This window comes from Clostridium sp. chh4-2 (assembly GCF_002899675.1).
Lineage (GTDB): Bacteria > Bacillota > Clostridia > Lachnospirales > Lachnospiraceae > CHH4-2.
In genome coordinates this window covers 114,736-132,784 of the sequence record NZ_PKUU01000006.1, presented here as the reverse complement: position 1 = coordinate 132,784, position 18,049 = coordinate 114,736, and the positions used below count along the sequence as shown (strand labels likewise).

At 42.3% G+C, this 18,049-nt stretch carries 16 protein-coding genes; 12 read left to right on the top strand and 4 right to left on the bottom strand.

The features are described 5' to 3' along the window. Nucleotides 1-329: 329 nt before the first annotated feature. Nucleotides 330-848 carry a peptidylprolyl isomerase gene (locus C0033_RS08240; RefSeq protein ID WP_103227387.1) on the top strand — a complete coding sequence of 173 codons (519 nt, stop codon included), beginning with the start codon at nt 330-332 and terminating at the stop codon, nt 846-848. Nucleotide 849: 1 nt separating this feature from the next. After that, nucleotides 850-1,563 (top strand): GNAT family protein, encoded by a 714-nt coding sequence (locus C0033_RS08235; protein ID WP_103227386.1) that lies wholly within the window; start codon nt 850-852, stop codon nt 1,561-1,563. Here the strand turns inward: C0033_RS08235 and C0033_RS08230 are convergent. After that, nucleotides 1,508-2,188 (bottom strand): hypothetical protein, encoded by a 681-nt coding sequence (locus C0033_RS08230; protein WP_103227385.1) that lies wholly within the window; start codon nt 2,186-2,188, stop codon nt 1,508-1,510. The two genes, C0033_RS08235 and C0033_RS08230, sit on opposite strands and share 56 nt — an antisense overlap. Before the next feature lie 182 nt (nt 2,189-2,370). Here C0033_RS08230 and C0033_RS08225 point away from each other — a divergent pair, with 182 nt between their 5' ends. Next, complete coding sequence (locus tag C0033_RS08225; RefSeq protein WP_103227384.1) at nt 2,371-3,084, top strand: YesL family protein; 714 nt, start codon at nt 2,371-2,373, stop codon at nt 3,082-3,084. After that, on the top strand, nt 3,071-3,229 hold the full coding sequence (locus C0033_RS26955; RefSeq protein ID WP_180994630.1) for a hypothetical protein: 159 nt from the start codon (nt 3,071-3,073) through the stop codon (nt 3,227-3,229). The genes C0033_RS08225 and C0033_RS26955 overlap by 14 nt, the downstream gene beginning before the upstream one ends. Before the next feature lie 4 nt (nt 3,230-3,233). Here the strand turns inward: C0033_RS26955 and C0033_RS08220 are convergent, their stop codons facing one another. Genes C0033_RS08220 through ispE form a run of 3 tightly spaced genes read right to left on the bottom strand, consistent with a single transcriptional unit; the run spans nt 3,234 to nt 5,001 of the window. Further along, nucleotides 3,234-3,425 carry a hypothetical protein gene (locus tag C0033_RS08220; protein ID WP_103227383.1) on the bottom strand — a complete coding sequence of 64 codons (192 nt, stop codon included), beginning with the start codon at nt 3,423-3,425 and terminating at the stop codon, nt 3,234-3,236. Between the two features lie 3 nt (nt 3,426-3,428). Continuing rightward, a complete protein-coding gene (locus C0033_RS08215; protein WP_103227382.1) occupies nt 3,429-4,103 on the bottom strand; it encodes a GntR family transcriptional regulator in 675 nt (224 codons plus the stop codon). Next, on the bottom strand, nt 4,093-5,001 hold the full coding sequence (gene ispE / locus C0033_RS08210; protein WP_103227381.1) for a 4-(cytidine 5'-diphospho)-2-C-methyl-D-erythritol kinase: 909 nt from the start codon (nt 4,999-5,001) through the stop codon (nt 4,093-4,095). The genes C0033_RS08215 and ispE overlap by 11 nt, the downstream gene beginning before the upstream one ends. A 374-nt stretch (nt 5,002-5,375) precedes the next feature. On the opposite strand from ispE, the gene C0033_RS08205 reads away from it, so the two are divergent. From C0033_RS08205 to C0033_RS08170, 8 genes are all read left to right on the top strand, one after another. After that, nucleotides 5,376-5,714, top strand: a complete 339-nt coding sequence (locus C0033_RS08205) for a P-II family nitrogen regulator (RefSeq protein WP_103227380.1) — start codon at nt 5,376-5,378, stop codon at nt 5,712-5,714. 122 nt (nt 5,715-5,836) lie between these two features. Then, nucleotides 5,837-7,087: an ammonium transporter gene (locus tag C0033_RS08200; protein ID WP_103227482.1), complete on the top strand. Its 1,251-nt coding sequence runs from the start codon at nt 5,837-5,839 to the stop codon at nt 7,085-7,087. 661 nt (nt 7,088-7,748) lie between these two features. Then, a complete protein-coding gene (locus tag C0033_RS08195; protein WP_103227379.1) occupies nt 7,749-7,982 on the top strand; it encodes a helix-turn-helix transcriptional regulator in 234 nt (77 codons plus the stop codon). Between the two features lie 25 nt (nt 7,983-8,007). Further along, the gene (locus C0033_RS08190; protein WP_103227378.1) at nt 8,008-8,610 is read left to right on the top strand and encodes a DUF1819 family protein; all 603 of its coding nucleotides are present in this window, start codon (nt 8,008-8,010) and stop codon (nt 8,608-8,610) included. Beyond that, nucleotides 8,610-9,188 carry a DUF1788 domain-containing protein gene (locus tag C0033_RS08185; RefSeq protein WP_103227377.1) on the top strand — a complete coding sequence of 193 codons (579 nt, stop codon included), beginning with the start codon at nt 8,610-8,612 and terminating at the stop codon, nt 9,186-9,188. Before C0033_RS08190 ends, C0033_RS08185 begins: the two co-directional genes overlap by 1 nt. Before the next feature lie 14 nt (nt 9,189-9,202). Then, nucleotides 9,203-12,850: a BREX system P-loop protein BrxC gene (gene brxC / locus C0033_RS08180; RefSeq protein ID WP_103227376.1), complete on the top strand. Its 3,648-nt coding sequence runs from the start codon at nt 9,203-9,205 to the stop codon at nt 12,848-12,850. A gap of 20 nt (nt 12,851-12,870) precedes the next feature. Continuing rightward, a complete protein-coding gene (gene pglX, locus C0033_RS08175; protein WP_103227375.1) occupies nt 12,871-16,518 on the top strand; it encodes a BREX-1 system adenine-specific DNA-methyltransferase PglX in 3,648 nt (1,215 codons plus the stop codon). 49 nt (nt 16,519-16,567) lie between these two features. After that, complete coding sequence (locus C0033_RS08170; protein WP_103227374.1) at nt 16,568-18,037, top strand: RNA-binding domain-containing protein; 1,470 nt, start codon at nt 16,568-16,570, stop codon at nt 18,035-18,037. The last annotated feature ends 12 nt before the right edge of the window (nt 18,038-18,049 follow it).

Sequence of the window (18,049 nt, the reverse complement as noted above, 5' to 3'; positions counted from 1 at the left end):
AATCTTATAAGCTTTGTGGCTAAACAACTTGTTCTGTTGTCTATGGTTATAGTATATGGGGAAAACATGAAGAAATCATGTTAATTGTGTAAAAGGTTTTTGAATGATATATGAACAAAGTATGAATGAGAAGGAGAAAGAGCAAAGAGAACCCCCAACCTGCCGGTCAGCATAAAGGATATCCTATCTTTTTTCACCTCGTAAAAGATCAGAAACAATCAGTCCAAACTCAGGATAAGACCGGCTGGACTTTTACACAGGGTTTTGGTAAAATAACTCTATTGGAATCTGATTCCGAGAAAAGATGATAAATGTAAGGAGAAAGAACGATGAAAAATCCAGTAGTTACGTTTGAGATGGAAGATGGCGGCATTATGAAGGCAGAGCTTTATCCTGAGATTGCTCCAAACACAGTTAATAATTTCATCAGCCTTGTAAACAAAGGTTTTTATAATGGACTGATTTTCCACAGAGTAATAAGCGGCTTTATGATTCAGGGCGGTTGTCCGGACGGCAACGGTATGGGCGGCCCGGGATATTCCATTAAAGGCGAATTCAGCCAGAACGGAGTTGCCAACAATCTGAAACATTCAGAAGGCGTTTTATCCATGGCAAGAGCGATGCATCCCGACTCAGCCGGATCACAGTTCTTCATCATGCACAAGAATTCTCCGCATCTGGACGGCTCTTATGCGGCATTTGGCAAGATTGTGGAAGGTATGGACGTTGTGAATGCGATCGCAGATGTGAGAACGGATTATAACGACAGACCGATGAAAGAACAGAAGATAAAATCAGTTACGGTTGACACCTTTGGCGAGACTTATCCGGAGCCGGAGAAATGCTAATATGACAGAAGAACGGTTTGTAGCAATAGAGGGAGTGAATTATCCTGTATTGATTTCAGACGAATACCAGGCCCTTCAGGCTGCTTTGGCAGCAGGAAGGGCCGTTGTTGAACTTATTATGGGCAGCGGACCCATGTCAGGCGTGCCATTTGCGGTGGAACGCCTGGAAGAGGCCGATGGGGATTATCTGGAACGTGTGGTCCGAAGAGCGCTTAATATGCCCTGGATCATAGGTGAAACTAGGCGTCTAATGATTCGGGAATTCTGTATGGAAGATATTAAGAGCGTAAGAAAAGAGCCGGAAGACACAGAAGATGACCGGATATTCTACACGGCGGATAAACTGGAGGCATATATCAAAAACCAGTATGGATTTTACCAGTACGGAATCTGGGCGCTGGTGGAGAAATGCAGCGGCACTCTGGTTGGAATGGCCGGGCTGACCGATAAAAACGGGGAAGAATGGGACGGTGAAACGGTCCGTTTAGAGCTGGGATATCATATATTTGAGCCTTACAGGAGAAATGGTTACGGAGTTGAAGCATGCCAAAAGATTCTGGATTACGCAGATGAAAATATATGCAGGAAAATCTGGGCTGAGATAGAGTCCGGTAACCTGGCCTCTATCTCGCTGATAAAAAAGCTTGGTTTTAAATTGGTTAGTCAAAGATATAGTGAAGAAGGGCGATGCAGTTTTCTGTATGCTCGGAATTAGAAAACAGGGCAATGAGAGGCGGTTCCATAACCAGGTTCATGTCTGCGGCGAATTTGGTATCCTCCAAAGAGACTGCGCAGGGCTGTGACACGCCTTCTTCATTCATGGTATAATAAATACGGTCTTTCACCTTTTCATACAGATCGGCAGGGAGGATTTCTTCGAGATTTGTCATTCCGCCCAGCTTTGCATAGTTATCAATGCTGTCCGTATCTGCAATCATGATGTCCAGCTCCCTGGATGCGACTAATGCCGAGATCTTTGCCATGGTGGCATAACCCAATTCGTTGGTGTTGTCGCCGTAGCTTATAAACATGCTGGAATCATAAACGATCTCTCTGACATCCGAAAGGTTCAGATAGTCCTTCAGCTCTTCCAGAACCTGATTCTGGTTTCCGGCTTCGCTGGTGCGGTTATTGATAACAACGCAGTAAAGCGCCGTGTCAAAACGGTTGTTGTACATGGTGGTGCCTACAGAGATGATGATGCCCACGGCACAGACAACTCCGATGATGAAAAACTTATAGTATTCCCAAATGTACCAGATCTTGTCCTTTAACGTCATATTGCGGAGCTTTTCCCGTTCCTCACGGGCTTCATTTTTAAATGCTTCTTTCAGTGACATGATGATAAACCCTCTTTCGTTTCATTCATGTGCTTTAAGCCAAGCACAAGCTAAGAAGAGTATATCATAAAAGGGAAGATATTTTTATAAATTTTTCGTGAATTGTTTCGGAAAGTTTGATTTTTTACAGGAAATTAGCTATAATGTTTTAATACGACAAATGAGAGAGAAGAGGTAGTCGAATGTTTTCAGGTTTCTTTAATTATGATAATCCGGTTTGGCGGTTTATCGGTAAATTCTGGGATGTTATTATATTAAGCTTTTTATGGGGAATCTGCAGTATCCCTGTGTTTACCATCGGGGCATCCACTACAGCTATGTATTATGTGACTTTGAAACTGGTAAGAGATGAAGACGGATATACGTTCCGTTCCTTCTTTAAGTCCTTCAAAGAGAACTTTAAGCAGGCCACAATCATCTGGCTGATCATGCTGGCGGCAGGGCTGATTCTGGGCGGCGATCTCTGGTTTTTCCTCAGAGTTTTCAAGGGAAGTTCCCAGTTCCGGTCCATTATGATCGCTATTTTCCTGGCATTTTCCTTCATCTATCTGGCCATATTTACATATGTATTTCCACTGCAGTCCAGATTTTACAATACGGTGAAGAAGACGCTGTTCAATGCATTTTTTATGTCAATCCGCCATTTCCTTCATACGCTGGGTATGCTGGCTATCGATGTGGTGCTGATTATAGTCGCATTGTTCTATTTTCCGCCGCTTATGCTTTTCGGCGTGGCTTTGCTGGCTTTTGCTAATTCCTATATGCTGTCGGCTGTATTCAAACGCTATATGCCGGAAGAACAGAGGGACGACGGCGAGATGAGACCGCTGTTTGCCGACGAAGACGGATACGAAGATTTAAAAATGGAAGTAAAAAATGACGATGATACCCAATAAAGTAAACGAAAATAGTTTCATTTTCACTCCCGATCCGGCCGATATACAGCCTGGAAAAGCGGGAAAACAGGCCGTGGATGCGGTTGTGAAGAATATTCCTCACAACCGCATCCACGGCCTGTTTTTTCACGCTATTTACACATAAATTCCTATTTCTGACTGTCCAGCATTTCCTTTAAAGCGTCATCGCTGTCATCGATCCAGACATCCTCTTCCTCCGCATTCAGCCCTAAAAACTGAGCCAGAGTCCGCGTATCGTCGCTGTTGTTCCACTGGGAGATATAGAGGTCGATCTCTTCAAATTCAATTTCACCTGCAAGGTAACGTTCTTTGAAATTCATAGATTATTCCTTCTCCTTAATATTTTTCGATACGGTGATCTCCTGGTTGTCGATGTGCTCGCGGATCGCGGCCTTTGCTTCAGCCACGTGGCGGCTTCTGACAGCCTTTAAGATATTGTCGTGTTCTACGAGAAGAACCTGGCGTTTATCCTCATCCTTAATATATTCCAGGCGGTAACGGTACATCTGTTCCCGGAGATTATTTAAAATCTGCACCAGGCGTGCATTGCCGGTTCCAAAATAAATGACATCGTGATAATGCTCATCCGTTTCCGCTATTTTCATAACGTCTTTGCTTTCCACCGCTTTCCGGAAATCCTTCTGAGCCTCTTCCAGCTGCATCAGTTCGTCTTCGCTCATTCTCTGGCAGGCCAGTTCAATGGCCAGTTCCTCTAAGGAACGGCGGACTTCCAGCACATCGCGGAGGCTCTTTTCTGAAATCTTGGCAACTTCCGCGCCCTTTCTTGGAATCATCAGCACCAATCCCTCTAATTCCAGTTTCCGGATGGCCTCCCGGATCGGCGTTCTGCTGACGCCTAAACGCTCAGCCAGCTGAATTTCCATCAGCCTTTCACCCGGTGTCAGTTCCCCTTTTAAAATCGCCTGGCGGAGTGTGTTGAACACAACGTCCCTCAGCGGAAGATATTCATTCATATTAACCTTTAAATCATGATCCATAAGACCGGTCCTCCTTAATGTTGTAAAAATTAGTCAGATATACTTGTTTTGCCAGTTCGCTGTACTGCCCGTAGCGAAGGGATTCATAAGCCTCTTCAGCCGCTTTCGGGCTGGTGAACAGGCCGAATACGGTTGGGCCGCTTCCGCTCATGATGGAACCGATGGAACCGGCTTCCATCATAATGGATTTTAACTCTTCGATGACCGGATATTCCTTTGCCGTTACGGTTTCCAGCACATTTCCGAATTTACCGGCAATCCGGTAGATATCCCCGGCTTTTATGGCATTTATCATGCCGTCGATGTCGGGATGCTGTTCCGGCCGCAGATCGTTGGCATGAAGATTTTCATAAACAAATTTTGTGGACACATTGATGCCCGGTTTGGCAATCAGAACCTGGCACTGCGGTACGGGCGGAAGGGGAGTGAGTACCTCTCCGATGCCCTCCGAAAGAGCGGTTCCTCTCATAATACAGTAGGGAACATCAGCACCGATTTTGACGCCCCGCTCCATCAGCTGCTTCATTGTAAGCCCCAGCCCAAACATCTTATTGACTCCGAACAGGACGGCTGCCGCATCGCTGCTGCCTCCTGCCATTCCGGCGGAAACCGGGATGAATTTTTTCAGCCCGATCTTAACTCCTGCCTGGATCTTAAATTCATCCATTAAGAGTTTGGCAGCCTTATAGACCAGGTTATTTTCATTATTGGGAAGATAGTATAAGTTGGTCTCCACTTCGATGCCGGGAGCGGATTGGTAGTTCAGATCGATGCGGTCATAAATTCCTACGGTCTGCATTATCATGCGAACGTCGTGATAGCCGTCTTCACGTTTTCTAAGTACATCCAGGCCCAGATTTATCTTTCCATAGGCCTTTAAGCTAAGGTGTCTGATCATGTAAAAACCCCTTTAAATTGGTAACTATTCAGAGGGTATCTTCTTGTATAGCCTTCGGCCGTACAAGAAGCATCGGAGATTACTCCGATGTGAATATTGATACCAAAATCTGAACTGTTACGTTAATTGTATTTTTGCATTATTTTGTATACAATATATTATATACTCTATACAGCAAAAACACAAGCATTTCATTTTGTCTATATTTCACAAAAGATATAAAAATTGCGGCTTAAAAATATATTTGACAATTTAAAAGATCTCTGTATAATAAACGTATATTGAACGAGGGCGTTCCGGTTTTCCGGAATGGCCCTCTTCTTCGTTGTACGGAACCTTTTTTGTACGACGTAAAAAAATAGGAGGAATGCTGTATGAAAAAATTGGAGATCATTATTAAGCCCGAGAAACTGGAAGACTTAAAGACCATTTTGGAAGGCTGCAAGGCCAACGGCATCATGATAAGCAATGTCATGGGCTACGGCAATCAGAAGGGGTATAAACAGATGTACCGCGGCACCGAATATACGGTCAATCTGCTGCCAAAGGTCAAGGTGGAAACCGTCGTGGCGGAGGAAACGTCGGAAGCCATCGTGGAAAAGGTCGTAAAAGAGATTACGACCGGCAATTACGGCGACGGCAAGATATTCATCTACGATGTCCAGGATGCGGTTCGTATCCGTACCGGTGAGAGAGGCGTTCAGGCGCTGTAAGCCGGTTCTTTCATACAGAATACATAAATTATCAAGGGAGATAATTGCTGAAAACAGCGGTTGTCTCCCTTTTTAATTGGACATTGGGAGCGCTTGAAAAAGGATATGAGGAGGAAATGATTATGAACTTATTAGATTTAATTGACAGCGGCATGGAGGCTTCCCAGGCGGCAGACCTTCTGATGAACGTCACATGGACGATGCTTGGAGCATTTCTTGTCTATTTTATGCAGGCCGGCTTCGCCATGGTGGAAGCAGGATTTACCAGAGCTAAAAATGCGGGCAATATTATTATGAAAAATATGATGGATTTTGTACTCGGTTCCTTATTCTTCTTTGTAATTGGATTTGCGATTATGTTCGGTAAGGATACAGGCGGCTTTCTGGGGACTTCCGGTTTCTTTCAGCCGTATTCTTTAGCGGACGGATCGGGGCTGATCAATGGCCTTCCGATCGGCGTATTCATGATTTTCCACACCGTTTTCTGTGCTACGGCGGCTACGATTGTATCTGGAGCCATGGCGGAGAGAACTAAATTCATGGCGTATCTGATCTATTCGGCAGCTATCAGCGTCTTTATCTACCCGGTAACCGGCCATTGGATCTGGGGCGGCGGCTGGCTGGCAGAAATGGGCTTCCACGATTTTGCAGGTTCCACCGCGGTACATATGGTAGGCGGCCTCTGCGCCCTGATCGGAGCAAAGATTTTAGGGCCGAGACTTGGCAAATACAATGCGGACGGAACGCCAAATGCATTTCCGGGCCACAATATCACCATCGGAGCATTAGGCGTGTTCATTCTCTGGTTCTGCTGGTTTGGATTCAACTGCGGCTCTACAACAGCGGCATCCACCAGCGTAGGCCAGATCGCGATCACAACAAACCTGGCAGCCGCTGCAGCCACATTCGTGACGCTGGTATTTACATGGGCAAAATACGGAAAACCCGATGTTTCCATGACACTCAACGGTTCCCTTGCCGGTTTGGTTGCGATCACCGCAGGATGCGATGTGGTAACTCCTTACGAGGCCATTATAATCGGCGCGCTGGCTGGTATCCTGGTGGTTCTGGTTATTGAAGTGGTGGACAAAAAACTTAAAATCGACGATCCGGTGGGCGCAATCGGTGTTCATGGCGCATGCGGATGCTTTGGAACAATTTTAACCGGTGTGTTCGGAGAAGGCTGTAATATCATAACACAGCTGATCGGTGTGGGGGCTGTTATTGCATATGTGGCGATTATGGCATTTGTAATATTCACAATTATTGACAAGACGGTCGGACTCCGCGTCAGCGACCAGGAACAGCTTGACGGACTGGATATGCATGAGCATGGAATGACCGCTTATGCCGGATTCAGAATTGATAAATAAACTGCTTTTCCCTCATTTTATTGATACATACCTCAGGAAACCCCGGCCTTTTGTGGGCTGGGGTTTTCCTATACCGATGGAAAATAACAGGGCATTGTGATCTGCTAAAATTGATGGTTTTATGCAGAATGCACTTTACATGAAAAATGAAATATGATAAATTTTGTCTAAATTAAAACGAAGTCATGAAGCAAAGGAGCGACAGTTCATAGAGCCAAGCGCCTTTTTTGTATAATGGACTTCCATTAAAAATTAGTACAGTTCATGCATCGGAAAGCAAGTGAGCGCTCATTTTTCCCTTACGGGAACGAAGTGGACGCTCTTTTTTTATATCCAATTCAAGCAGGGTTTGGGGAAGGCACGCCCCAATAAATTACCGTCCGGCTGTCAAGACAAATAAGCAGAATGCGAAATTTGGACTACAGGGCGAAACTTGCTCTTGTATTTGTTTCTCTGCCTATAAGCCGAAATACCGCAAAATAGTTCAAACAAATCTAAAAATATAATGCACACGGTTTTGATTGTCGTTCTGGAGAAATGAGAGGACAATCAAGGAAATTAGGTTGGCGTTCGCCAAATTAAGTGACGCAAACAGAGGAAATTATGGTACAATGTTTTGTATGATGCTATTACTATGGTTCGTTAATGAGAGGTGTTCATTATGGATGTATGCTATAACAAGTTATTTAAGCTATTGATTGATAAAGGATTAAAGAAAATGGATTTCCGAGATGAGGTTGGAATCAGCAGCAATACGCTTGCAAAACTCTCTAAAAATGAATATGTTTCTATGGAAATCATTGTCCGGATTTGCAGAAAGCTGAATTGTACAGTAGATGAAATCATGGATATACTACCAAGTCCCGACAATGGGACAGGTGAACCAGTAGAATGATAATTGGAAAGGAATAGGTTTTGCTATGGAACGAAAAGAATATAGTGCCAGTGCAACCAAACATGCCTTCTGGTTCATGGAATTTCGCAAGGAAGTTCAATTATTGTCTGAAGGAAAAACCTATCATGAAATTAAACTCATGAGTAAGGATGAAAATATATTTGGGGCGTCCTCCACCAATCGTGCTATACAGATTTACAATACTGTAACAGCACGAGTTAAATCACTGGATGAATCCTTCATCCCGGTTTTTCAAAATGGAGATACCTCAACGCAGAAGATGTTTGCACTTGTAGCAGCAATGGCGAATGATGCCTTGCTGTTTGATTTTGTATATGAAGTAGTCAGAGAAAAAATGATCATTGGAAGCAATGAATTTGCAGACTGCGACTTTAGAATTTTTTTCAAAAACAAGCAGCAGCAGAGTGAAAAAATTGCAGGATGGACAGAGGCCTCTATCAAGAATCTGATGAAAAGTTATAAGAGCATGCTCTTTGAAGCTGGTCTGACTGACAAAGGAAAAGATGCTCGTAAAATCCAGAAGCCAATCTTAGAACCGGCAATGGAATTGTGGCTGAAAAACAACGGCATGGAACTAATGATTCCTACGTTGACGGGGGTGAGATAATGGCAAGTTTACAGGAACGATTAGACCTGATGGAGGCTATGATTAAGAAAGACTCCTTCCGTCAGAATAAAGGAAAAGCCAATGAGGTCAATTACTGGATATTCGATTATCCACCTGAACGTGAGCTGGAAGTGCGTGAACGTATTGCATACATGAAGGGAAAAAACTCTAAAGGAACTGATGGATTTGAACTGGTAGTCTTTGATTTATATGACATTATCATCGACTATCTTAGCGAAAAAAACTTTTTAGATAAGTGTATCTCATTTGAAAAGAAACAGGGTTTTGACCGCATCATCAAGGCGGTTAATAACTCCATGAAAATCAATGACGATGACAGCTATCTGGTACGCTATATTTCAGAACACACACCAGAAAAAGCAGTTGTGTTTTTAACGGGAATTGGCAAGTGTTATCCAATCCTTCGTTCCCATAAAGTGTTGAACAATCTCCACCAAGCGTTTGTACGCTTACCGGTTGTCCTTTTCTTTCCTGGAACATATAACGAGCAGGAACTGATCCTGTTTAACGAAATTAAAGACGACAACTATTACCGTGCTTTTAGGATGATTAAGTAAGGGGGACTACTACTATGAACATTAAAGAAATGTTTGCAAAACCGGTTGACCGTGAGATTCAAGGAGTTATTATCGTTGGTCAAGGTGAAAAGACGAACATATCACAGGAACTTGAAGAATATGTTGTGACCAGAGAGCTGCAGAAGCACTTTGCAGATTTCTTTTCTTCTTATAAAAAAGGAATTACAGGAACCACACCGAAGATGGGTGTCTGGATTTCCGGCTTCTTTGGAAGTGGTAAATCTCACTTTCTGAAAATTCTTTCTTATCTGTTGGCAAATAAAGAAGTAGGTGGTAAACATGCCATTGACTACTTCATTGAGGATAGCAAAATTGTGGATCCAATGGTTCTGGCAGATATGAAGCTGGCAGCATCCACCTCCACTGATGTTGTGCTGTTTAATATTGATTCTAAAAGTGAATCTACCGGTAAGCAGGACAAGGATGCCATCGTAAATGTCTTTCTGAAAGTTTTTAATGAAATGCAGGGTTTCTCCGGTTCGATGCCTTTCCTTGCTGATTTGGAACGCCGCCTGTCTGAGGCTGGACGTTATGAAGAATTCAAAGAAAAATTTGAAGAGGAGTATGGTGAAGGTTGGGCAGAATCCCGTCAGGATTTTGACTTTATTCAAGACAGCGTTGTAGATGTGCTTGCAGCTATGGATTTTATGAGTGAAGCAGCAGCTCGTAACTGGTGTGAGAAAGCAGCGGAGCCATATCGCATCAGCATTGAGGATTTTGCAAAACGTGTCAAAGCCTATATCGACCGTAAAGAAAATAACCACCATGTAGTATTTCTTGTGGATGAAGTTGGCCAGTACATTGGTGACGATTCTAAACTGATGCTGAACATGCAGACTGTTACCGAAGAACTTGGTAAGGAATGTGCAGGTAAGGCTTGGGTAATTGTAACCAGCCAGCAGGATATTGATTCAATTACGAAAGTAAAAGGAAATGACTTCTCCAAAATTCAGGGACGTTTTGATACTCGTCTCTCTCTTTCCTCTGCCAACGTTGATGCCGTTATCAAGAAGAGAATTTTGGATAAAAAAGAAACTGCAGCACAGACACTTCGTCTGCTCTACGGTCAGAAGGCAACGATTATTAAAAACCTGATTGTGTTCAATGATGGTGTAGAAAAGAAGCTGTATTCCAATGAAACAGACTTCTCAGAGATATATCCATTTGTGCCTTACCAGTTTAATCTCTTGGCAAGTGTGCTGACCTCTATCCGTACTCATGGTGCATCTGGAAAACACCTTTCCGAAGGTGAACGTTCCATGCTCGCCATGTTCAAAGAGTCTGCAATGGAATTCATGGATGCACCCGAAGGAACCATCATTCCATTCCATGCTTTCTATGATGCCTTGGAGAACTTCTTGGATCATAGTCATCGTGGCGTTATCATTAAAGCCTATGAAAACAGTTTTATCAACCCGGATAAAAAAGAAAGCGATGTTTTTGCTATCAACGTGTTGAAGACCTTATTTATGATTAAATACGTGCAGGACATTACTGCCAATATTGACAATATCACTTCTTTGATGATTTCTGATATTGATAATGACCGTATTGAACTGAAAGCAAAAGTTGAAGAAGCTCTGAAAGTTCTCATGCGTCAGATGTTGGTGCAGAAGAATGGCGACATCTATGTATTCCTAACAGACGAAGAACAGGAAATCAATCGTGAAATTGACAGTCAGGGCGTTGAGATGGCTGAGGTCATCAATAAAATCTCTGAAATGATTTTCGAGGATATTTTCACGGACAAGCGTTATCGCTATCCGGCATTCAATGGTCGTTATGCATTCTCATTCAATCAGACTGTTGATGACCGTCCTTATAAATCAAATCAGAATTATGACATCGGAGTTCGTATCCTTACCCCTGCCTCTGAATATGGCAGCGAGGAAACCACACTTCGTATGATGTCCGGTCAGGGTAAGGAAGTTCTGGTTGTATTACCGGATGACCGTACCTTCATGGATGAAATCCGTACCTACTTGAAAATTGAAAAATTCCTGAGACTGAATACCTCTTTGGCCTTATCAAAATACGAGACAATCAAAGAATGTAAGCGCATGGAAATGCGTGAGCGTTTCAGCACTGCCAAACTCTTCCTGACTGAATCTCTGAAAGATGCAACAATCTATGTAAATGGTGATCGGGCACAGATTGGTTCCAAGGAAGTATCCAGCCGTATCAATGATGCCCTTGGTCGTTTGGTTATGACTGTATATCACAAGCTCTCTTATATTGATATGGCAACATCGGAAGACGATATTCGTAAGCTGATGCGTACTACCAACCAGCTTTCTCTGAACTTGGAAGGCGGTAAGGAAGCAAACGTTCATGCATTGGACGATGTGCTACAGTATATCGCTGGCAATACCAATATGCACATGAAAACTTCCATGAAATCTGTGAAGGATCGTTTCACAAAAGCTCCTTATGGATTTATCGAAGATGATGTGCAGTGGCTGGTAGCAAGACTGTTCAAACGTGGCGACCTTGCATTTACTGTAAATGGAGCAAGCGTTACCCTGATGAATAAAACGGAAGAGGAAATCATCAGTCTGATTACTAAGAAAGCCTTTGTAGAAAAGCTGCTGATGGAGCAGCGTATTCGTGTCGCAGATAAAGATAAAAAAGTAGTGCGCGACATCATGAAGGAACTGTTCCATACATCCAGTGTGTCTGATGAAGAAGACACTATGATGAATAACTTCGTTACTTACAGTAAAAATGTGTTGGAGAGCCTCGGCCAGCTGGAAATTCGCTATGAAAGTAAAGAATATCCGGGAAAAGCAGTAGTGCTTGCAGGGCAGAAAGTGTTGCGTACTGTTATTCAGGCTCAGTCACCGTTAGAGTTCTTCCAAGTAGTTGGAAAAAATAAAGACGATCTGCTTGAATTTGCAGAAGATTTCGAGTCGGTAAAAGCCTTTTTCAATGGTGAACAGAAAGCCATTTTCGATAAGGCCTTACACCTCATGCAGATTTATAACGACAGTAAAACCTACATCGTAGACGCTGACGTGGAAACAGTAGTTGCCGCAATAAAGGACATCCTTCGTAAGCATGTTCCATACAAAGATATTCCAAAGCTGCCTGAACTGTTGGAGAAGTTCCAAAACGCATATATGGCAGTATTGGATGTGCAGGAAGCTCCGGTACTGGCTTCTATCAACGAATCCAGAACCCGTGTATTTGAAGTCTTAGGCGCCAAACCGTACAAAGAAGAAAAGTCTGCTAAGTATCGTGAGTTGTTTGAAGAAATTCATGATGCTGCCCAGCATTGCAATAATGTATCCACCCTAAGAAGTTTCTCTGACCGAGCAGAAGCTTTGAAAATCCGATTGCTGAATGAAATGGATGCAATGGATGCGAAAATTGCACAGGCTGAAAAGGAGAAAGCAGAAGCAGAACGTAAACGTTTGGAAGAATTAGCAAAGCAGCAAGGAAAGGATCCTGCAACCGTAGTTGCAGATCCTCCTGCACCGTATGTTGTAAAGAAAACCAAAAACGTTGCAATCAAAACTGTTACCCGTACCTCTTCTTGGAGAATCGAATCTGCAGAAGATGTCGATAAATATGTTTCTGCCCTTAAAGATCGCCTGATGCAGGAATTGGTTGAAGACACGATTGTGAATATTGAATTCTAAGCGCTTGGAGGAATTGCAGCATGAATAAAACCGCAATTAAGAACTTTGCAGTTTGGGCACGAAACAAACTGATTGCAGATATAAGTTATAAAGCAGGTCTTATGGGCATTGCGGAGGACGGAATCAAATCCGCTCTCCCTCAGTCCACCAAAGGCACAGCGTTCTTTGATATTGGAACTAAAGAACCATATTCTATCAGCGGAGATGAGGTCAAGCAGCGGAACCATCTGGCAGACCTGATTACAGCTAAAGCAGCATCTTTAGACTACAAGACTGCCTACCGTAACGTGGTTGAAGAGGTTGCCTACACTTGGTTTAACCGTTTAATTGCCATTCGTTTCATGGAAGTAAATGACTACCTCCCTTCCCGCATCCGTGTTTTATCCTCTGAGGGAAGCTCTAAACTGGAGCCGGATCTTGTTACAACTCCTTTTGATGCAGAATTGGAATTAACAGACGCTGAAACAGAGCAGATTGTAAAACTGAAAAATGACAACAATGTGGATGAATGTTTTCGTTTGTTGTTTGTAAAACAGTGTAATGCTTTGAATGCCATTCTTCCGAACTTATTTGAAAAAACTTCTGATTATACGGAACTTCTTCTGAATGTTTCTGTTACTGATCAGGATGGCGTGGTATATCACCTTGTCCATGATATTGATGAAGATGACTTCAATATTGAAAAAGGTGGTCAAGTAGAAATCATAGGATGGTTGTATCAGTATTATAATACCGAGCCAAAAGATGAAGCCTTTGCCCTTCTCAAAAAGAACATAAAGATTACCAAAGAACGTATCCCTGCAGCAACACAGCTGTTTACACCGGATTGGATTGTTCGCTACATGGTAGAAAACAGCCTTGGCCGTTTGTGGCTGGAAGGTCATCCAAATGATGACTTGAAATCGGAATGGAAATATTATCTGGAAGAAGCTGAGCAGGAAGCAGATGTTCAGGCACAACTGGATAAAATCAGAGAAGACTATAAGACAATAAAACCAGAAGATATTAAAATTATTGATCCTTGTATGGGAAGTGGTCATATTTTGGTGTACGCTTTTGACGTTCTGATCCAGATTTATGAAGCTGCTGGTTACACCCAGCGTGATGCTGCAAAGAGTATTCTGGAAAACAATATCTATGGCCTTGATATTGATGACCGTGCATTCCAGCTGGCATACTTCGCTGTCATGATGAAAGCAAGGCAGTATAACCGTAGAGTTTTGAATGGCGAATCTATTTGCCATGTGTATTCCATTCAAGAAAGCAATGGTATCAACCGAAATCAGTTGCAATACTTTGGAGCTGGAATGAGTGATATTGAAAAAAATGATGTGATGAACCAGCTTACAAGCGTGTTAGATACGTTTATGGATGCAAAAGAATATGGCTCTATTCTCAATGTTGAAAAATGTAACTGGGAATTGCTCCGCAAATTTACTGCAGGTACAAACGCAGAGGTTCAGCTTTCCATAGATACCATTGGAATTGATGAAACTAAAGCAAAACTGCAGTTGCTGATTGATATTGGACAGATTATGTCTCAGGAATATGATGTGGTAGTGACGAATCCACCATATATGGGCTCTAATAGTATGAGTACAAAGCTGACTAACTATATTAAAAAGTATTATCCTGAGAGTAAAGCAGACCTATTCGCTGTATTTATTGAAAAATGTGATGAAATGATATGTAAAAATGGATTTCAAGCTATGATTACGCAACACGCTTGGATGTTTTTGAGTAGCTTTGAAAAATTACGAGTAAAAATGCTCAAATCAGATTTTGTTAGTATGGTTCATTTGGGCTCACGAGCGTTTGAAGAAATAAGTGGAGAAGTCGTTCAAACTACGTCTTTTGTCAGGCGGCAAGGATTAACTTTGAACTACGCCGGAAAATATTGTCGTCTTATTAAGCCTTCAACGCAAAAAGGAAAAGAAGATGCATTTTTAGCACAAAAAGAACTATTCACTGCTAAACAATGTAATTATGAAAAGATACCCGGCAGCCCCATAGCATATTGGATTAGCGAACATTTTGCGAAAATTTTTGATATGTACCCCAAGTTGGGAGATTTTGTAGAATGTGCAGCAGGTATTTCAACTGGAAACAATGACTTGTACTTAAAACTTTGGCCAGAAGTTGATTTGACTAAGATTGCAAAAGGGATAAAAAGCGAGGAAACTTTTCAATCTTCTGGTTATACCTATGCTTATTGTAACAAGGGAGGAACTGTTCGCAAGTGGTATGGAAACAATGATTATGTAGCCAAGTGGTGTTTGTCTGAGCAGTTTCACCGTAACGGAGCGACATATAAGCATTTGCTTTTTATTGAGGGAATTACGTGGTCGGAAATTTGCATGGGCAATTTTAGCTCTCGATATTATAAGGCAGGACAGATTTTTGATCATAAATCACCGGGTATGTTTGTAATAGATGACAATATGATGAAGATCTATCTTGGCTTGTTGAATTCTAAAGTTACTGCCAGTATATTAAATGTTATAAATCCAACTATAAGCACAGGTGCTGATACGCTTCGAAAAATCCCTATAAAATTGGATGGCCATAGGAATGAAGCTATATTGGCTAATGTAAATAGTTGTGTTGATATATCAAAACACGATTGGGATTCCTTTGAAACCTCATGGGAGTTCACCGATCATCCCCTTGTTAAATGGGCGAAATCTCTATGCGATTGCACAGCGATTGGTGAAACCATGGATTTATACTACGGAGCTGATAAGCCAAAAACAGTCAGTTGCCCACTTGAACTCTGCTATTTGCTATGGCAAGGCGAGTGTAATGAACATTTCAATACCCTCAAAGCCAACGAAGAAGAACTGAACCGTATCTTCATCGACATCTACGGTTTACAAGACGAACTAACACCGGAAGTCGCTGACAAGGATGTCACGGTTCGCAAGGCAGACTTGACACGAGATATTAAGTCACTGATTTCCTACGCTGTTGGCTGTATGTTTGGCAGATATTCTCTCGATACTGATGGTCTTGCCTATGCAGGCGGCGAATGGAACGATGAAAAATACAGGACTTTTATTCCTGATACAGATAATATCATTCCAATCACGGATGAAGAATACTTTCCGGATGACATTGTTGGATTATTCTGTGGCTGGCTGAAAAAGGTATATGGCGAAGATTCACTGGAAGAAAATTTGGACTACATTGCACATGCACTTGGCAACAAAGGCAATTCCAGTCGTGAAGTGATTCGTAATTACTTCCTTGGGGATTTCATAAAAGACCATAATAAGATTTACCAAAAACGCCCTATCTACTGGTTGTTTGACAGTGGCAAACAAAATGGTTTCAAGGCGCTTGTGTACATGCATCGTTATGATGAAAATACCATTGGTAATCTGCGTATTGACTATCTGCACCGTATGGAGCGCGTGTACGAAAGTGAAATCCATCGTATGCAGGATACGATGGATAGCAGCACCAATTCCCGTGAAGTGGTGGCAGCGACCAAACGCAAAGAAAAGCTGCAAAAACAGGTCAAAGAGTGTAAAGAATACGATGAAAAAATTGCCCACCTAGCCCTTGCCCGTATCGCTATTGACTTGGATGACGGTGTAAAGGTCAATTATGAAAAGGTTCAGACCAGTACGGATGGTAAGAAATATCAGGTTTTGGCTAAACTATAATTTATCAAGAACTTGATTAGGGTATAAAGATTTGAGGTGAGAACAAGATATGTCAAAATCATTTGAGTTATCCCAGTTTGATTCCTATAAAGAAGATAACCGCCGGGAAGTGAAAAAGGCCAATGGCGGTTTACCCAATGATATGTGGGAAACCTATTCGGCTTATGCCAATACCTATGGTGGTGTCATTATCCTTGGCGTGAAGGAACTGGAAAATAAGCATTGGAAAACAACCGGATTAAAGGCAGAAGACAAAGAAAAGCTGCTGGATAATCTGTGGAACTTGCTGCACAATCCGAAAAAGGTGAACATCAATCTCTTATCAGAAACTGATGTGGAAATCTATGAGGTTGGAGAAGATATAATCATTGTCATTGAAGTACCAATGGCAAAACGCAGCCAGAAACCTGTGTATATCAACGGAGATATGTTTACAGGAACATACCGCAGAACAAATTCTGGGGATTATCGCTGTACCAGACTGCAGGTAAAAGCAATGCTGCGTGACCAGACTGAAAACACAGTGGATATGGATGTCTTAGATGATGCAGAGCTTTCAGATTTGAACAGTGAAACCATTCAGGGATATCGAAACCGTCATCGGACATTGAAGGCTGGCCATCCATTTGAGCGTTTAGACGATGCAGAGTATTTGCGCAGTATCGGTGCTGCAGCAATATCCAAGGAGGATAAGCGACTCCATCCTACGGCAGCCGGTATGCTGATGTTTGGTGAGGAATTTAATATTGTTCGTCATTTCCCTGAGTATTTTCTGGATTACAGAGAGATGCTGGATCCTGCTATAAGATGGACTGACCGTTTACAGTCAAGTTCTGGCGAATGGTCGGGTAATATTTGTGATTTTTATTTCAGAGTATATAACAAAATCATAAAGGATATAAAAGTGCCATTTAAGATGGTAGGTGGAGACCGAATTGACGATACACCAGTGCATAAGGCACTAAGAGAAGCCCTTGCAAACTGCTTGATTAATACTGATTTTTATGGTGTACGTGGAGTTGTTATCAAAAAAGAACCAGATAAATTGATACTGGCAAATCCGGGATATATCCGTACCGGAAAGCAGCAGATGCGTATAGGTGGAGAATCAGATCCACGAAATAAAGCATTGATGAAGATGTTTAACCTGATTAACATTGGTGAACGTGCCGGAAGCGGTGTTCCGAATATATTCAACGTATGGGCTGATGAAGGTTGGGTGGAACCAGTCATTGAAGAATGGTTTGATCCGGATAGAACAGTTTTATCGCTTGAATTCAAAAAAGCAAGCGATAAAAAGCAAGCGATAAAAACAAGCGATAAAAAACAAGCGAATAAAACAAGCGAAAATATATCTAAAATTCGAAGTTATTTACTGGAACAAGGTGCGTCAAAAACCAGTGATATTGCTAAATTCATTGGATTAAGTGCAGCCAGAACAAGGGCAATTATTGCTAAAATGGATGATGTCGAAGGAACTGGTGCAAACAGAAGCAGAACGTATCGCTTGAAAGAATAAGTATCCGAAGGA